The 14,975-nt window shown below is 41.7% G+C and carries 18 protein-coding genes; 15 read left to right on the top strand and 3 right to left on the bottom strand.

What is annotated here, in order from left to right; genetic code table 11:
- Window positions 1-251: 251 nt before the first annotated feature.
- From trpE to dhaM, 11 genes are all read left to right on the top strand, one after another.
- Window positions 252-1,715: an anthranilate synthase component I gene (gene trpE / locus AKG39_RS12840; protein ID WP_050740800.1), complete on the top strand. Its 1,464-nt coding sequence runs from the start codon at window positions 252-254 to the stop codon at window positions 1,713-1,715.
- Window positions 1,715-2,299 (top strand): anthranilate synthase component II, encoded by a 585-nt coding sequence (locus AKG39_RS12845; RefSeq protein ID WP_050740801.1) that lies wholly within the window; start codon window positions 1,715-1,717, stop codon window positions 2,297-2,299. The genes trpE and AKG39_RS12845 overlap by 1 nt, the downstream gene beginning before the upstream one ends.
- The gene (gene trpD / locus AKG39_RS12850) at window positions 2,292-3,308 is read left to right on the top strand and encodes an anthranilate phosphoribosyltransferase (protein WP_050740802.1); all 1,017 of its coding nucleotides are present in this window, start codon (window positions 2,292-2,294) and stop codon (window positions 3,306-3,308) included. Before AKG39_RS12845 ends, trpD begins: the two co-directional genes overlap by 8 nt.
- A complete protein-coding gene (trpC, locus tag AKG39_RS12855; protein WP_050740803.1) occupies window positions 3,305-4,078 on the top strand; it encodes an indole-3-glycerol phosphate synthase TrpC in 774 nt (257 codons plus the stop codon). Before trpD ends, trpC begins: the two co-directional genes overlap by 4 nt.
- A 1-nt stretch (window position 4,079) precedes the next feature.
- Window positions 4,080-4,688 (top strand): phosphoribosylanthranilate isomerase, encoded by a 609-nt coding sequence (locus AKG39_RS12860; RefSeq protein WP_050740804.1) that lies wholly within the window; start codon window positions 4,080-4,082, stop codon window positions 4,686-4,688.
- Window positions 4,685-5,869, top strand: a complete 1,185-nt coding sequence (gene trpB, locus AKG39_RS12865) for a tryptophan synthase subunit beta (RefSeq protein WP_050740805.1) — start codon at window positions 4,685-4,687, stop codon at window positions 5,867-5,869. Before AKG39_RS12860 ends, trpB begins: the two co-directional genes overlap by 4 nt.
- On the top strand, window positions 5,862-6,632 hold the full coding sequence (gene trpA, locus AKG39_RS12870; protein WP_050740806.1) for a tryptophan synthase subunit alpha: 771 nt from the start codon (window positions 5,862-5,864) through the stop codon (window positions 6,630-6,632). The genes trpB and trpA overlap by 8 nt, the downstream gene beginning before the upstream one ends.
- 167 nt (window positions 6,633-6,799) lie before the next feature.
- Window positions 6,800-7,201 (top strand): VOC family protein, encoded by a 402-nt coding sequence (locus AKG39_RS12875; RefSeq protein ID WP_050740807.1) that lies wholly within the window; start codon window positions 6,800-6,802, stop codon window positions 7,199-7,201.
- Between the two features lie 181 nt (window positions 7,202-7,382).
- Complete coding sequence (gene dhaK / locus AKG39_RS12880) at window positions 7,383-8,375, top strand: dihydroxyacetone kinase subunit DhaK (RefSeq protein ID WP_050740808.1); 993 nt, start codon at window positions 7,383-7,385, stop codon at window positions 8,373-8,375.
- A 108-nt stretch (window positions 8,376-8,483) separates the two neighbouring features.
- The gene (gene dhaL, locus AKG39_RS12885; protein ID WP_050740809.1) at window positions 8,484-9,122 is read left to right on the top strand and encodes a dihydroxyacetone kinase subunit DhaL; all 639 of its coding nucleotides are present in this window, start codon (window positions 8,484-8,486) and stop codon (window positions 9,120-9,122) included.
- Between the two features lie 3 nt (window positions 9,123-9,125).
- Complete coding sequence (dhaM, locus tag AKG39_RS12890; RefSeq protein ID WP_050740810.1) at window positions 9,126-9,509, top strand: dihydroxyacetone kinase phosphoryl donor subunit DhaM; 384 nt, start codon at window positions 9,126-9,128, stop codon at window positions 9,507-9,509.
- 177 nt (window positions 9,510-9,686) lie between these two features.
- Here the strand turns inward: dhaM and AKG39_RS12895 are convergent, their stop codons facing one another.
- Complete coding sequence (locus AKG39_RS12895) at window positions 9,687-9,890, bottom strand: CsbD family protein (RefSeq protein ID WP_050740811.1); 204 nt, start codon at window positions 9,888-9,890, stop codon at window positions 9,687-9,689.
- A 118-nt stretch (window positions 9,891-10,008) separates the two neighbouring features.
- Window positions 10,009-10,206, bottom strand: coding sequence for a CsbD family protein (locus tag AKG39_RS12900; RefSeq protein ID WP_050740812.1), 198 nt, complete (start codon window positions 10,204-10,206; stop codon window positions 10,009-10,011).
- A 260-nt stretch (window positions 10,207-10,466) separates the two neighbouring features.
- Here AKG39_RS12900 and AKG39_RS12905 point away from each other — a divergent pair, with 260 nt between their 5' ends.
- Window positions 10,467-11,114, top strand: coding sequence for a hypothetical protein (locus tag AKG39_RS12905; RefSeq protein ID WP_050740813.1), 648 nt, complete (start codon window positions 10,467-10,469; stop codon window positions 11,112-11,114).
- A 161-nt stretch (window positions 11,115-11,275) separates the two neighbouring features.
- On the opposite strand, the gene AKG39_RS12910 is transcribed toward AKG39_RS12905, so the two are convergent.
- Window positions 11,276-12,364 carry a GerMN domain-containing protein gene (locus tag AKG39_RS12910; protein WP_050740814.1) on the bottom strand — a complete coding sequence of 363 codons (1,089 nt, stop codon included), beginning with the start codon at window positions 12,362-12,364 and terminating at the stop codon, window positions 11,276-11,278.
- Window positions 12,365-13,097: 733 nt separating this feature from the next.
- On the opposite strand from AKG39_RS12910, the gene AKG39_RS12915 reads away from it, so the two are divergent.
- The 3 genes from AKG39_RS12915 to AKG39_RS12925 are packed head-to-tail and all read left to right on the top strand — an operon-like array spanning window position 13,098 to window position 14,852.
- Entirely contained in the window at window positions 13,098-13,838 is a 741-nt protein-coding gene (locus tag AKG39_RS12915) for a GGDEF domain-containing protein (protein WP_160316192.1), read from the top strand.
- Between the two features lie 28 nt (window positions 13,839-13,866).
- Complete coding sequence (locus tag AKG39_RS12920; protein WP_050740816.1) at window positions 13,867-14,643, top strand: HD-GYP domain-containing protein; 777 nt, start codon at window positions 13,867-13,869, stop codon at window positions 14,641-14,643.
- Window positions 14,619-14,852 (top strand): FeoA family protein, encoded by a 234-nt coding sequence (locus AKG39_RS12925; protein WP_050740817.1) that lies wholly within the window; start codon window positions 14,619-14,621, stop codon window positions 14,850-14,852. Before AKG39_RS12920 ends, AKG39_RS12925 begins: the two co-directional genes overlap by 25 nt.
- Window positions 14,853-14,975: the final 123 nt, after the last annotated feature.

Genomic DNA, 14,975 nt, shown 5'->3' on the forward strand with positions numbered 1-14,975 from the left:
GAGAGCCTTACACAACGCAGAGCATCAAATGGACCACCGAGGGCGCAGTCAAAGAAAAATTAATTTTTCGAGTACTCTGTGACGTGAGGCATACGTAAGTTGCAAGGAATATGATAGTATTCTGATAAGTGTACAGAGGGATTCTCTGTAAATTAAGGTGGTACCACGGGTGAATTTATTGCGCTCGTCCTTGACATTATTATAATGTCAGGGACGAGCGCTTTTTTTTATAGTCAAGAAGGGAGAGAAAAATGATAAAACCAACCATTGATGAATCAAGAAAATATTGTGATGAAAATAAAATTATTCCCATCAGCCTGGAACTGTATTCGGATATTAAAACCCCCATTGAGGTATTAAAATGCCTGAAGGCCAACAGTAAAAAGTGTTTTCTGTTAGAAAGTGTGGAAGGCGGGGAAAAATGGGGGCGTTACTCCTTTCTGGGATTTGATCCCGAGCTTAGCGTAAAATGCACTGACGGCGAGGTTGAAATTAAAAATGGCCAAAGCTCTAAGATTCTGGCGGATCATCCCCTGGATGTGCTCAGGAACATCCTCAAAGAATGGAAAAGTCCGAAATTAGACTTTCTGCCTGTTTTTACCGGCGGTTTCGTGGGATACATCTCCTATGATTTTGTAAAGTACACCGAAAGAAACCTCGTTCTGGACAATCAGAACCCCGAAGAATTTGATGACATGAACTTGATGCTGTTTGATAAGGTGATTGCCTTTGATCACCTCAGACAAAAGATCATCATCATCGTGAATATCAAGACCGACGATTTGGAAGAGAATTATATCGACGGCGTCATTAAGCTCAAAGAAATCGAAGCCCTCATTAAAAACTGCAACAGCACAAAGAACTTTGAGGGCAGTCTTACCTCGGAATTTAAACCTCTGTTCACTAAAGAATATTATTGTGACATGGTCGAAAAAGCAAAAGACCATATCGTGCAAGGCGATATTTTCCAGGCCGTGATTTCAAACCGCATGGAAGCCGACTTCCAGGGAGATCTTTTATCCACCTATCGGGTACTGCGAACCATTAATCCATCGCCCTATATGTTCTATATTGATTTTGATAAAATCCAGGTGGCCGGGGCATCGCCGGAAACCCTGGTGTCCCTCCGAAACGGTCAGCTGTCAACCTACCCCATTGCCGGCACCTGTCCCCGGGGTAAAACCCCGGCTGAGGACGAGGCCAATATTAAAGCCATGATGAACGATGAAAAAGAATTATCCGAGCACAATATGCTGGTGGATCTGGGCAGAAACGATTTAGGAAAAATCAGCGAGTTTGGCACCGTTAGGGTAGAAGGCTATCAGGAAATTCTGAAATTTTCCCATGTCTCTCATATTGCCTCAACCGTCACCGGAACGCTGAAATCCGAAATGGATCAATTGGATGCCATTGCTGCCGTGCTGCCGGCCGGGACCCTGTCCGGGGCGCCAAAAAAACGGGCCATTGAAATCATCAATGAATTGGAAAATCAGAAAAGAGGGGTTTACGGCGGAGCCGTAGGGTACATTGATTTCTCGGGCAATATGGATATGTGTATTGCTATCCGCATGGCCGTCAAGAAAAACAACAAGGTTTATGTCTCCGCCGGAGCCGGTATTGTGGCTGACAGTATTCCTGAAAATGAATATAAAGAATCCTACAATAAGGCTAAAGCCATGATTGAATCCCTCGAACGCGCCAAGGAGGTGGAATAATGATATTACTGATTGATAATTATGACAGTTTCTCCTATAATCTTTATCAATATGTGGGAATAATTAACCCTGACATTCGGGTCATTAAAAATGACGAAATGAGTTTGCTGGAAATTGATGCCTTAAAACCCAGTCATATTATTATTTCCCCGGGTCCGGGAAGACCAAAGGATGCCGGCATCTGCGAAGCCGTCATTGCCGACTTTAAGGAAAAAACTCCGATTCTGGGAGTATGCCTGGGTCATCAGGCCATCTGCGAGGTTTTTGGCGGGGTGGTAACCTATGCCAAAACCCTGATGCATGGCAAGCAAAGCACGGTTCACATTGCCAACGGCAGCCCCATCTTTCGAGGCCTTCCGCCGATCATTGAAGCGGGCCGGTACCATTCTCTGTGTGCCGAGCGAACCAGCCTGCCCGATGATATTTTAATTATTGCCGAGGACAACGAAGGCGAGGTCATGGCCGTGAAACATCGCAGCTATGATATTTACGGGGTGCAATTTCACCCTGAATCGATTCTGACTAAGGATGGCAATACCATCATCGAAAACTTTTTAAAGATCGGAGGGGGTAACAATGATTAGAGCAGCCATCTACGAATTAGTCAACGGCAAAGATTTATCACTAGATCAGACAAGAGAAGTGATGAATCAGATCATGAGCGGGGAAGCCACCAATGCCCAAATCGGATCGTTTTTAACTGCCATGCGGTTAAAAGGGGAAACCATTGATGAGATCACCGCCTGTGCCATGGTGATGCGGGAAAAATGCACAAAAATCACGCCGAAAACCGATGTGCTGGATATTGTTGGCACTGGCGGCGACGAAGTATCAACCTTTAATATTTCCACGGTGTCCGCCTTTGTCATTGCCGCCGGCGGCGTACCCGTTGCTAAACACGGAAATCGCAGTGTGTCCAGTAAATGCGGCAGTGCGGATTTATTAGAGGCATTGGGCGTGAACATTAATTTAACCGCCAAGCAAAGTGCCAAAAATTTGGATGAAATCGGCATGTGCTTTATGTTTGCCCCAACCTATCACGCTTCCATGAAATATGCGGGACCGGTGCGAAAAGAATTGGGGATTCGCACCATCTTCAATATTCTAGGCCCCCTGGCCAATCCGGCCGGCGCCAATATGCAGCTGCTGGGCGTCTATGACGAGAACCTCGTTGAACCCCTGGCCAACGTCCTCAATAAGCTGAATGTAAAACGGGGAATGGTGGTTCACGGCCACGACGGCTTGGACGAAATCACCCTGACGGATACTACCACTATTTGTGAAATTGCGGACGGCAAAATCAACAGCTTTTTTATAACCCCGGAACAGCTGGGGCTGAAACGCTGTGAGCTATCTGATCTCATCGGCGGCGAAAAAGAGGAAAATGCTCTTATCGCCCTGGATATTCTAAACGGCGTCAAAGGTCCGAAACGTGATGTGGTGGTGCTGAATTCCGCCTTTTGTTTATATATGTCCCATAATGATATCACCCTTCGGGATTGTGTGAAAATGGCCGAGGACCTTATTGACAATGGTTTGGCCAGGAAAAAACTGGATGAGTTTATCCGCTTAACCAATGAGGTTGTGTCATGATACTGGACCGGATCGTGGCATCCACCGAAATTCGGGTAGTGCAGTTAAAAGAAAATTATCAGCTAGACGTTTTAAAAGAACAGGCAAAACCTTTAAAACCGCCTTTTGAATTTGAAAAAGCATTACGAGGGGAGGACATTGCCTTTATCTGTGAAGTGAAAAAAGCCTCGCCCTCAAAAGGCGTCATCGCCACAGATTTTCCCTATCTGCAGATTGCCAAAGACTATGAGGCCGCAGGGGCCAGCGCCATTTCGGTTTTAACCGAACCGGAATTTTTCCAAGGCGCCAATGCCTATCTCCTGGAGATCAGCGAGCAGGTGATGATTCCGATTCTAAGAAAAGACTTTATTATTGATGAAGCCCAGATCTATGAATCAAGAATCATCGGCGCTGATGCCATACTACTGATCTGTTCGATCCTCAGTGAAAAACAGATCAGACATTATATTCAGGTGGCAGATAAGCTGGGGATGTCTTGTCTGGTGGAAGCCCATGATGAAACCGAAGTGGAAAAAGCAGTGAAAGCCGGAGCACGGGTGATTGGGGTGAATAACCGCAATCTCAAAACCTTTGCGGTGAACATTGAAAACAGCGTTACGCTGCGAAAAATGGTGCCCCCGGAAATCGTCTTTGTGTCAGAAAGTGGGATAAAAACACCAGAAGATGTAAAAAAAATCCGTGAAAATGGAACAAATGCCGTTTTAATAGGCGAAACATTGATGCGAAGTGGGGATAAATCCCAAGAAATCAAGAAACTAAAGGGACTGTAAAATGACGAAAATAAAAATCTGCGGGCTCACCCGTCGGGAAGATATTGAGGCAGTGAATCAAGCCCGGCCGGATTACATTGGTTTTGTCTTTGCTAAAAGCAAGCGACAGGTCACCATGGAACAGGCCGCTATCTTAAAAGAGTGCCTGGATCATAAAATACAGGCAGTCGGCGTATTTGTTAACGCAGACCGGGAAGTGATTAAGACATTGGCAGAAAAAAACATCATTAATATGATCCAGCTTCATGGCGATGAAGATGAAGAATATATAGCCAGGCTTAGGGAATCGGTGACATTGCCAGTTATTAAGGCCATGCGCATCAATCAAAAGTCCGATGTCAAAGCTACCAGTGCGGACTTTGCTTTGTTTGACACCTATGATAAAAATCAGTACGGAGGATCCGGTCTGAGCTTTAACTGGGAATTGCTGGATGATTACGAAGGTGACTTCTTTTTAGCCGGGGGCCTTCACAGCGGCAATATCGAAGAGGCCATTAATACCGTCAAACCCTTTTGTGTGGATATCAGCAGCGGAGTGGAAATTGACGGCGTCAAGGATCAGCAGAAAATCATTGAAATTGTGGATAAAATAAGGAGAATGAAATTATGAGCAAAGGAAAATTTGGGGTTCACGGTGGGCAATACATTCCCGAAACATTAATGAATGCCATCATCGAGCTTGAAACCGCCTATGAATTTTATAAAAAAGACAAAGACTTTCAGGACGAACTCACTGCCCTGCTAAACGACTATGCGGGACGGCCTTCACGGCTGTATTTTGCAAAAAAGATGACCGCGGATTTAGGTGGCGCAAAAATCTATTTGAAACGCGAAGATTTAAATCATACCGGTTCCCATAAGATCAACAATGTTCTGGGACAGGCCCTGCTTGCAAAACGCATGGGAAAAACCCGGCTGATTGCTGAAACCGGCGCCGGCCAGCACGGTGTGGCCACCGCCACCGCCGCCGCCCTCATGGGTTTTGAATGCGAAATTTTTATGGGGAAGGAAGACACCGACCGCCAGGCGCTTAATGTTTATCGGATGAAATTATTGGGTGCCAAGGTTAACGTGGTGACCTCAGGCACCATGACCCTAAAGGATGCAGTGAATGATACCATGCGGGAATGGACCAAACGGGTTGAAGATACCCATTACGTCCTGGGTTCCGTCATGGGCCCGCACCCTTTCCCGGAAATTGTCCGGGATTTCCAAAGCGTTATCAGCAAAGAAGCCAGAGCACAGATTCTTGAAAAAGAAGGCCAGCTGCCCAATGCCATCATCGCCTGTGTCGGCGGCGGCAGCAATGCCATGGGCGCCTTCTATAATTTTATTCCCGACCAGGACGTGCGCCTGATTGGCTGTGAAGCCGCCGGAAAAGGAGTAGACACAGCCCTTCATGCCGCAACCATTGCCAAAGGCAGCCTGGGTATTTTTCACGGCATGAAATCCTATTTCTGTCAGGACGAATACGGTCAGATTGCCCCGGTCTATTCCATTTCAGCGGGACTGGATTACCCGGGCATCGGTCCCGAGCATGCTAATCTATTCGACACCAAAAGAGCCGAATACGTGCCGATCACCGATGATGAAGCGGTGAATGCCTTTGAATATCTGTCGCGAACTGAGGGCATCATTCCGGCCATCGAATCCGCCCATGCCGTGGCCTACGCCATGGTGTTGGCCCCAACCATGACAAAGGATGAGATCATCATCATTAATTTATCCGGCCGGGGCGATAAAGATGTGGCAGCAATTGCACGCTATAAGGGGGAAGACATCCATGAGTAAGATATCGGAAATATTTAAAAACAACAAAGCCTTCATCGCCTTTCTCACCGCCGGGGATCCAACCCTGGAAAAAACCGCAGAATTCATTCTCACTATGGAAAAAGCCGGAGCGGATTTAGTTGAAATCGGGATTCCTTTTTCGGATCCCATTGCTGAAGGACCGGTCATTGAAAAAGCCAATCTCAGGGCGCTCAGCGTCGGCACCACCACCGATAAAATATTTGATATGGTGAAGCGGGTGCGGACCAAAACCCAGATGCCGCTGGTGTTTTTAACCTATATGAATCCTGTTTTTGTTTACGGCGTTGAAAAATTCTTCAAAAACTGCCGGGAAACGGGCATTAATGGGATTATCATTCCGGATCTGCCCTACGAAGAAAAAAATGAAGTTCTGGGTGTTGCCACAGCCTACGACGTCGACGTGATCACCCTGATTGCGCCCACCTCCAAAGACCGGATTCAGACATTGGCAAAAGATGCCACTGGATTTATTTACCTGGTTTCCTCGATGGGGGTTACCGGAGTCAGAAGCGAGATCAAAACCGATATTAACGCCATCATCGCCGATATCAAACAGGTATCGAAAACACCGGTGGCAGTTGGCTTTGGCATTTCAACCCCTGTCCAGGCAAAGGAAATTTCGAAAACCGCCGATGGCGTCATTGTCGGCAGCGCCATCGTCCGGATCATTGCCGAACATGGGGAAAATGCCGGGGATGTGCTCTTCAAATATGTGAAGTCTTTAAAAGATGCCATTTCATAGTAATTAAAAAGAAACAGAGTTAATATCAGTACTGATATTAACTCTGTTTCTATAAATTGATTAGTACTATGCTAATGGGGTAATAAAAGTTAAGTATTTAAAGTTTATAATTAACAAAGGAACATACCACAAGCAGAAAAATTATTATTTTAAAAGGAGAGCCGGATATGAAAAATGATTTTTTAACACCATTGATTAGACTAGGCGGCAATTCGGAAGAAGCCATCAATTATTATTTAAAAGTGTTCCCGAATTCAGAATTAATTAAGCTGGAAAAATTTACTGAAAACACCGAATACACCGAAAAAGACAAGGTGCAAAATGCTCACTTAAGATTGGAAAATAGTACCGTCATGTTTATGGATATGAAAAAAGAAATAGCGCCAATGAGTTCATGGGCCATATCTTTATTCCTGAATTTTGAGACTGAGGAAGAATTTGACCTCGTGTTTAAAGGACTTGCTGAGTTTGGCCAGGTAATGTATGGTCCCATGCCTGCTGCTGGAATAAAAAAAGTGGCAATGGTTACGGATAAATTTGATATTACCTGGGAACTAAATTGGAAGTAATAATCACCGGGTAAAGAGAAAGACGCTATTACAGAGCATAAAGGTGAAAACAATTTTCCATAAATATTACTCTAAATGTATTAAAAAAAACAACATAAAATGGATTTTTTATCTTTAATAAGGGTAGAAACATGTTATAGTATGAATTAAGATACTAATAATATTTATAGGAGGAAGTCTTATGAAAAAGTTTATTAACGATGTTGAAAATGTGGAAAATGAAATGCTGGAAGGTATTGTTCTTGCCCATCCTGAGTATGTGACACGTCTCCCTGGATTTGACGTTCTGGTCAGAACCGATAAAAAAGTCGGAAAAGTTGCCATCGTCAGCGGCGGTGGTAGCGGACATGAACCAGCTCATGGCGGATTTGTTGGAAAAGGAATGCTGGATGGCGCTGTTCCTGGTGCAATATTTACCTCACCAACACCTGACCAGGTATTTGAAGCAATTAAAGCTGTTGATGCCGGGAAAGGCGTATTATTAGTTGTTAAAAATTATACCGGTGATATCATGAATTTTGAAATGGCAGCAGAACTAGCCGAAGCTGAAGGCATTAAGGTTGCCAATGTTGTCACCAACGATGATGTCGCTGTTGAAGACAGTCTATATACCACCGGGCGTCGCGGCGTTGCCGGAACCATTTTAGTTCATAAAATTGCCGGGGCAAAAGCTGAAACCGGAGCAAGCATTGAAGAAGTTCATGCCACTGCTGAAAAAGTGATTGCCAACGTCAGAACTATGGGTGTTGCCTTAAAACCATGCACCGTTCCGGCTGCTGGGAAACCGGGTTTTGAATTATCGGATGAAGAAATGGAATTGGGAATCGGGATCCATGGCGAACCGGGAACCGAAAGAAAACCAATCCAAAAAGCGGACGAAATTGTAAATTATCTTATGGATAGAATCCTGAAGGATATGAAACCAGTAGCCGGTGACGAAGTAGCCGTGATGATTAATGGCGCAGGCGCTACCCCGCCAATGGAATTGTATATCCTGAACCGTCGTGTCCAGCAGATTTTAGCTGAAAAAGGCGTGAAGGTCTTCAAGACCTTCGTTGGGGATTTTATGACTTCCATCGATATGGCCGGTGCCTCCATTACACTGTTAAAATTAGATGCAGAATTAAAAGAATTATTATTGGCAGAAGCAGACACCATTGCATTCAAAATGTAAATGAAATTATTGAATAGAGGTTATGGAAAATCATCCATGACCCTATTTATCGATTGTCTGAACTCAATTTATTGAATGGCGTATTTAAAAAAGAAACGAGGAATTTGAATGGCAACAAAGGCTGAGGTACTGGATTTTATCCGAATTTATGGAGATAAAATGGCAGAACATCGACAAGAATTAACTGATTTTGATCAGGCCATCGGAGATGGAGATCATGGGATAAATATGAACCGGGGATTTAAAGCTGTTAGTGAAAAATTACCAACCCTTGGAGACAAAAACATTGATGATATTTTGAAAGCCGTGGGAATGACATTGGTTTCCACCGTCGGCGGAGCTTCCGGTCCACTTTACGGCACCGCATTTATGAAAGCGGGAACGGTTTTAAAAGGCAAAGAAGAATTATCCGACCAGGATGTAATCAGTGCCTTTGAGGAAGGGGTAGGTGGTATAAAATTTCGGGGGAAAGCAGTTCAAGGTGAAAAGACCATCCTGGATAGTATGATTCCAGCCATTGATGCCATTAAGAAAAGCATTAGTGAAGGCAATTCCATGACCGTTGCCCTTGAAGCCGGCGAAAAAGCAGCATGGGAAGGTGTGGAATATACCAAAACCATTATTGCAACTAAAGGAAGAGCCAGTTATCTGGGTGAACGAAGTATTGGTCACCAGGATCCCGGAGCCACTTCTATGGCCTACCTGTTTCAAGCGGCCAAAGAAGCGGCTAAAAAATCAGGTAAATAGACTATGGTAGGTATTGTTGTAGTTTCCCACAGTCAGAAGATTGCCGAAGGTGCCAAAGAGCTGGCTCACCAAATGGCCCCTGATGCTCAGATTGCCGCTGCAGGTGGTATGCATAATGGCGAAATCGGAACCGATGTTGCTAAAATAACAGAAGCTATTCAATCGGTATTATCCGATGATGGTGTGGTTATTGTGGTTGATCTCGGGAGCGCCATTATGAGTTCGGAAATGGCCATCGAGATGATACCAGACAATAAAAAAATTATCATCGTAGATTCACCAATCATCGAAGGAACAATTTTCGGCGCAGTCGAATCCACCATCGGATCTCCCCTTGAAAAAGTAATCGAGGTTCTCAAAGCAGCAAAAAATTATAAGAAATTTTAATAAGCAAACTTATTTAAAAACTTAAAAAGCAAGTTCTGGGGACAATCGTAACATCAGTTGTCGGCATCATGGCGAACAGGTGTAGCCTGTCCGATCATGCCGCCGACAACGATTTACCATTGTCCCCAGGACGGGTCTATCAACAAACTCAAGGGCAAGAATATATCTTGCCCTTTTTTAGTCTTTAATATTCCAGTTGTGTTCCTTAAGTATTTTTTCAGCTTCTTCTTTAGAAATTCCACAACGTTCCTGAAGGATGCTTTCAAATTTTGTTGTATCGCCTTTAATATTGTCGATATCATCATCGGATACGTTTCCGTATTTAATCTGCACTTCTTTTTTTATTTGTTCCCATTTGCTTTCAAAATCATCTGTTTGCATATTGGTCCTCCTTAATGACATGCGATCTTATTTAAGGGCATAACTTTAAATAAGTGTCAGCAAAGAGATCAGTCCAAAATAAAAGGGTATGGAATGGTGGCCCCTTGAATTTTCGATCCTAATCATTCCACTTAAATTCATCAACTTTCTTTTCAGCTTCCTCTTTGGATATCCCATATTTTTCCTGAATCACACCTGCCAGAATTTTCGCATCACCCTTAACCTTATCAAGATCATCATCGGTTAGTTTTCCCCAATTTTTCTGAGCCTTTCCTTTTAACTGTTCCCATTTACCTTCAAAGATATCTTTATTCATGATGTTCCTCCTTAAAATATTTGAAGCTTAATTGCTTCTTGGTATATGTTACCCTGAAAATCTTTTGTTAATCAAAGCATCTTCATAAATCCATTAATTTAAGTTTCGCAGTGGTAATTGAAATGAAAAAGCAAATGATGTTGTCTAATATTTTTTTATAGCAGTTATTACAACAAAATAAAGGGTATTAAAATTAAAAAGAAACCAGTTGCTGAAAAAAATGAAGTTCAAGCTTTAATCATCATTAAAGAAGGGCGTTAATGATGATTAAAAAGTCGGAACTGATTATTATATCATTAAGGGAGGAAATCAAGATGTCAGCTTATACGATTAAAGAAAGGGTACAGTCTTTCGGGCTGAAAAAAGTTATTTCATATTTGAATTCCAACCCGGATAAAAACATTCCGAATATTATATATTGGGTTGAAAAATTTGATCGAAAAGATACCTTATCCAGACAGATTGAACCTATAAAATCTGCAATTGCAGATAAAGACGGAAACTGGTATCAGCTTGTTAAAAGTCTGTTTACTGACATTGATGAAGATGTTCGGCAGACTTTTCTGGAAAATTTTCTTGTCAATGCAACACTGGTTGGTGGGCAACAGCAAAAAAGGGCAAAAGAACAAAACAACTGCAATATTCCATGGGCAATTCTTTTGGATCCGACTTCCGCATGCAATTTGCATGGTTTTTCACATATATGCCGGTTGGCATTGATATGGTCGACAAATCCGGAGCAAAATCAACAGATATGCAACATCCTGAAGATGTCCATACGTTGTGTGATAAATGCAGTACCACAGCTGATCATTGGGAAATCACAGCCAACAAGCTTTGGAAAGAATCTCACGGAAGTGATTAGGTTAGGCTCGAATCAAAAGAATGTAAAAAATTTAAATTCATAAAAAAATCACCCTCTTGATTAGGGGTGATTTTTTACTGATTCATATGTAAGAACCTCCTTGATAAAAGTATGTGTTATATTGATTCTTATGAGCTTATATTAATTATCGTCATTTGGCCAATATAACTTGAGAAAAACATAGCAAAATAGAAAAATTTTTGATTAATCCAAAGGCTCCGTTTCAATCCAATTCACTGTTAAATACTCGCCTTGTTCCAGGACGATATGTCCCGAGGAATAGGGCTGATTATCGATGGTTAAAAGAACCCGCTCGACACCGTAGTAATTGCCAAAGGTATTGACAATAGATTGGAGCATCATGGCTTCATAGTCGGCGCCGGCATTCATTTCAGTAACAAAATCACGACTGAGGTCGATGTATACCATCCCATCCTCATTCAGGTACAGACTATTGATTTTTGTGTTTGGTGTAAGGACTGGCCAGGGAGCATCTTTTTTGTAGGCGGCTTCTAATTTATTTCGGGTGATATCATTGGTTTTAAAATCGACGTCCTTAACCTGATAGTAGATTTTATCATCATTGATATTGGGATAGTAGAAAGCAATGGATTGTTTCATCACCGCATCCTCAGTAATTTCCTTGAGTGACGAGGCTATTTCATCGCTGGCATGCTCGCCCGACTTAAAGATGGATTTGACCAGACCCAGATCCTTCACATAGTATTCAAGAAACTTTTCAGTTCCATTGTTGGGGGATGTGGTTGTCACTTCAAGGGCTTTATAATCTCCATAGGGCGTCGTCACATCGGCACTGATATTGGTGATGGTTCTAACCTTGGAATCTTCAGAAGTCCAGGTTGTCCCATTAACCAGCGGCTCCCTTAAAAGAACTTCATTCTGGTCACCTTTTTCAAGCATATTTTCCCGGTAATAGGTTTCAGGTTTTAACAGGATTTTTATGAGTTGGCCATCCTTCACTTCCAAAACCGACACCACGATAGTTCCGCCGTTATTGACACGCTGCTGAACTTTTGTGTCGGTGGCATAATCAATGAACATATCGTAGGCGGCAAACTCGTTGCCCTGGCCTTCGTAGACCATGTGCCGATTTTCTGTGATGGGAAAATAGTCTTCAATTTTCAAGGATTCAGCACTGTCTGAATTCCCATTATCCGCGTAGCCATTTTGTATATCCCCATTATCTGATTCCCCATTATCTTTCGGAATAATACAACAAGAAGAAACAAGCAGAATGAAAATAATTAAGGGCACCAATAATACTTTTTTCATTTTAAACACCTCCCGGTGGTTTAGTAATGTTTTCAGGTAGAACAGGCCACACAAATTTTTGGAATCTTTTGATTTGGCTAAAAAATATGGACATCAGACAGGATCTTCTTATTTGGGTTATACCCTTTGTCTGCTCTTTTTCACATACTGAAAAAAAGATAATTTGTTGGTCGACAATTAACCACCTTTATTTATTTTGTACCCGCTGATTGAAATGGATTGAAGGTTTGAATCGCTTCAGAAGCAAATTATTGCTTTTATGCTGAACATAATTACCATAAAAAATAGAAATCTTCAAAAAAGGTATTGCCAAGCAAAATAGAAACTGTTATACTGTACAAACAATATGTTAGATATAGCTAACATATTGTCGCTTGATAATTAGCCTATGCTGACACATGTGAGAGGACACCAAATGAAGCAAATACAAAAAGATCATATTTTTACCGAAGTTTACATTGGCATTCACTGTTTGATATTTTTATTAGTATCATTATTTTGCTTCTACACACAGTCTGTAAATAAAATAATGATGATACTTACTTTGATTATTTATGGAATATATGTTGGTGTTGAACTCTATTTATTCGCCGCTAAACGGATAAAGCTAATCGAGAATCTGGCCTTAGGATATTTTCAAAGTATGATGGATATACTTTTTATCTCTGTTTGCGGTATTTGTCTCAAAAATTTTTATTTAATCTCTCTTCCTATTTTTTGCCTGTTCATTTTAATGTTCAGTTTGCGAAATCACCGAACAAAAAGCATGGTTCATGGCTTCACAGCTGCGGCCTTTTATATTATTGTGGGTTGCGTTTTTAACCATTCCTTTTCAATTAACATTATTTTTTTTCAAGCTGCTTTAATTCTGGGGTTTAGCTTATTTGTGGCTGAAGTCAATCACTTAATGAATGATGTCTATGAGCGCAATCGCTATGCAATGGTTGAAATCGAATATAAGAACCAACTCCTCGAATACCGTGCCACAACAGATTTTTTAACGGATTTGTCGAATCACCAGGCCTTTTATCAGTCCTTGGCATTTATTGCGACAAAGCAGGCACCCATTGCCTTAATTCTATTTGATATCGATGATTTTAAAGCTGTTAATGATAAGTATGGACATTTGTATGGTGATTATGTGCTCAGAGAGGTTGCGCAGATTATAAAGAAGCATCTTCGAACATCGGATATTGCTGCTCGCTATGGCGGGGAAGAATTTGCAGTACTATTACCGGGAACAGAAGAACTATTCGGACAAATGATTGCAGAACGAATTTGCATCGCAATTGCTCAGTATCAATTTGAATTTGAGGGTCAATGCATGGGGATTACGGTTTCAGCAGGGGTTAGCAATTCAACGGTTACACTTGATCGTATTGAACAGACGTTGCTGGTTGATCGTGCGGATGAACTGTTGTATTGTTCTAAAAGAAATGGAAAAAATCAAGTAACCAGCGCCCGGTTTAAATAATGAAGATTATGTATGAAAGGTTGTTATCATGACTGAAGAGAAAGCATCCAGAGAAATTTGTGAATTTTCGATACAATTAAATGATACATGTCAGCGGTATTGTTCCAGAGACCAGCAGGAAATTTTTTCTATACAGTTTCGAAAGCAACTCAATGGGATGATAAATAGACTCATGAACTTATCCTTTAGAGACCTGGAAAAATACAGAATTCCCAATTGTGACAGCAATTGTTTGTCGGGACATTCCATCAGAACGTCATTAATTTCAATTTGTCTTGGGAAAGCATTAGGTCTTGGTGCATCAGCTTTATACCAGCTTGGTTTAGGTGCGATCCTCCATGATATCGGGAAATTATTGCTCCCAAGAGAAATCCTTGATAAGCCAGATAGATTAAGCACAATAGAATATGAAGTGATTAAGACCCATTCAGAACTTGGTTATGAGATGGTTAAAAATGAAATCTGGCTGCCCAATGCCTGTGCTCAAATTGTCAACAATCACCATGAAAGGCTGAATGGCAGCGGTTATCCTAATAATTTATGGGGGAATCAGATACATTTAAATGAACGGATCGTTGGCGTTGCAGATGTTTTCGATGCAATGACCAGTAAGCGAAATTATCGAAAGACACTTTCATATTACAATGCATATACAGAAGTGCAAAAAGAATCACCCCATCTTTTAGATCATAAGGTGGTCCTGGCTTTAGGTAATATCATCGAAGAATTTATGGGCTTAAATACGGAAAGCGCTTCAAAATTAAAAAATAGGAGGGAAACATGCCGTTATCCATGTGTCAAATAGGAAGTACTGTTATTTTAAAAGATTTTATGCTAAGCCCGGAGTTAATCAATCGGCTTTATTGTTTGGGTATGATAAAAGGAGCATTTATCAAGGTGATCTCAGTTGAATACAATGGACCCATGACCATTGAACTTTTAGGCAGCAAAATTGCTCTGGGATATGATATTATATCGAATATTCAAGTGGTGACATCAAAATATCACTCATAAGGAGTTATATCTATGTGGTAATATTGCATTTTTTATGGATACGGTAAGAAGCATACCTTATAACTGGATTACTAGTAATTAACACAATCTTATTCTAAATGGATAGAGCTTTTAACATACAAT

Origin of the sequence: Acetobacterium bakii (assembly GCF_001263355.1) — a bacterium.
Taxonomy (GTDB): domain Bacteria; phylum Bacillota; class Clostridia; order Eubacteriales; family Eubacteriaceae; genus Acetobacterium; species Acetobacterium bakii.

Excerpts from the sequence above, each read along its gene's own strand:
- dhaK (WP_050740808.1), top strand. The coding sequence starts at position 7,383 with ATGAAAAAGTTTATTAACGATGTTGAAAATGTGGAAAATGAAATGCTG.
- AKG39_RS12845 (WP_050740801.1), top strand. The coding sequence starts at position 1,715 with ATGATATTACTGATTGATAATTATGACAGTTTCTCCTATAATCTTTAT.
- AKG39_RS12895 (WP_050740811.1), bottom strand. The coding sequence starts at position 9,890 with ATGCAAACAGATGATTTTGAAAGCAAATGGGAACAAATAAAAAAAGAA.
- trpA (WP_050740806.1), top strand. The coding sequence starts at position 5,862 with ATGAGTAAGATATCGGAAATATTTAAAAACAACAAAGCCTTCATCGCC.
- AKG39_RS12925 (WP_050740817.1), top strand. The coding sequence starts at position 14,619 with ATGCCGTTATCCATGTGTCAAATAGGAAGTACTGTTATTTTAAAAGAT.
- AKG39_RS12860 (WP_050740804.1), top strand. The coding sequence starts at position 4,080 with ATGACGAAAATAAAAATCTGCGGGCTCACCCGTCGGGAAGATATTGAG.
- trpB (WP_050740805.1), top strand. The coding sequence starts at position 4,685 with ATGAGCAAAGGAAAATTTGGGGTTCACGGTGGGCAATACATTCCCGAA.
- AKG39_RS12920 (WP_050740816.1), top strand. The coding sequence starts at position 13,867 with ATGACTGAAGAGAAAGCATCCAGAGAAATTTGTGAATTTTCGATACAA.
- AKG39_RS12875 (WP_050740807.1), top strand. The coding sequence starts at position 6,800 with ATGAAAAATGATTTTTTAACACCATTGATTAGACTAGGCGGCAATTCG.
- AKG39_RS12900 (WP_050740812.1), bottom strand. The coding sequence starts at position 10,206 with ATGAATAAAGATATCTTTGAAGGTAAATGGGAACAGTTAAAAGGAAAG.
- AKG39_RS12910 (WP_050740814.1), bottom strand. The coding sequence starts at position 12,364 with ATGAAAAAAGTATTATTGGTGCCCTTAATTATTTTCATTCTGCTTGTT.
- trpE (WP_050740800.1), top strand. The coding sequence starts at position 252 with ATGATAAAACCAACCATTGATGAATCAAGAAAATATTGTGATGAAAAT.
- trpD (WP_050740802.1), top strand. The coding sequence starts at position 2,292 with ATGATTAGAGCAGCCATCTACGAATTAGTCAACGGCAAAGATTTATCA.
- dhaL (WP_050740809.1), top strand. The coding sequence starts at position 8,484 with ATGGCAACAAAGGCTGAGGTACTGGATTTTATCCGAATTTATGGAGAT.
- AKG39_RS12915 (WP_160316192.1), top strand. The coding sequence starts at position 13,098 with ATGTTCAGTTTGCGAAATCACCGAACAAAAAGCATGGTTCATGGCTTC.
- trpC (WP_050740803.1), top strand. The coding sequence starts at position 3,305 with ATGATACTGGACCGGATCGTGGCATCCACCGAAATTCGGGTAGTGCAG.
- dhaM (WP_050740810.1), top strand. The coding sequence starts at position 9,126 with ATGGTAGGTATTGTTGTAGTTTCCCACAGTCAGAAGATTGCCGAAGGT.
- AKG39_RS12905 (WP_050740813.1), top strand. The coding sequence starts at position 10,467 with ATGATGATTAAAAAGTCGGAACTGATTATTATATCATTAAGGGAGGAA.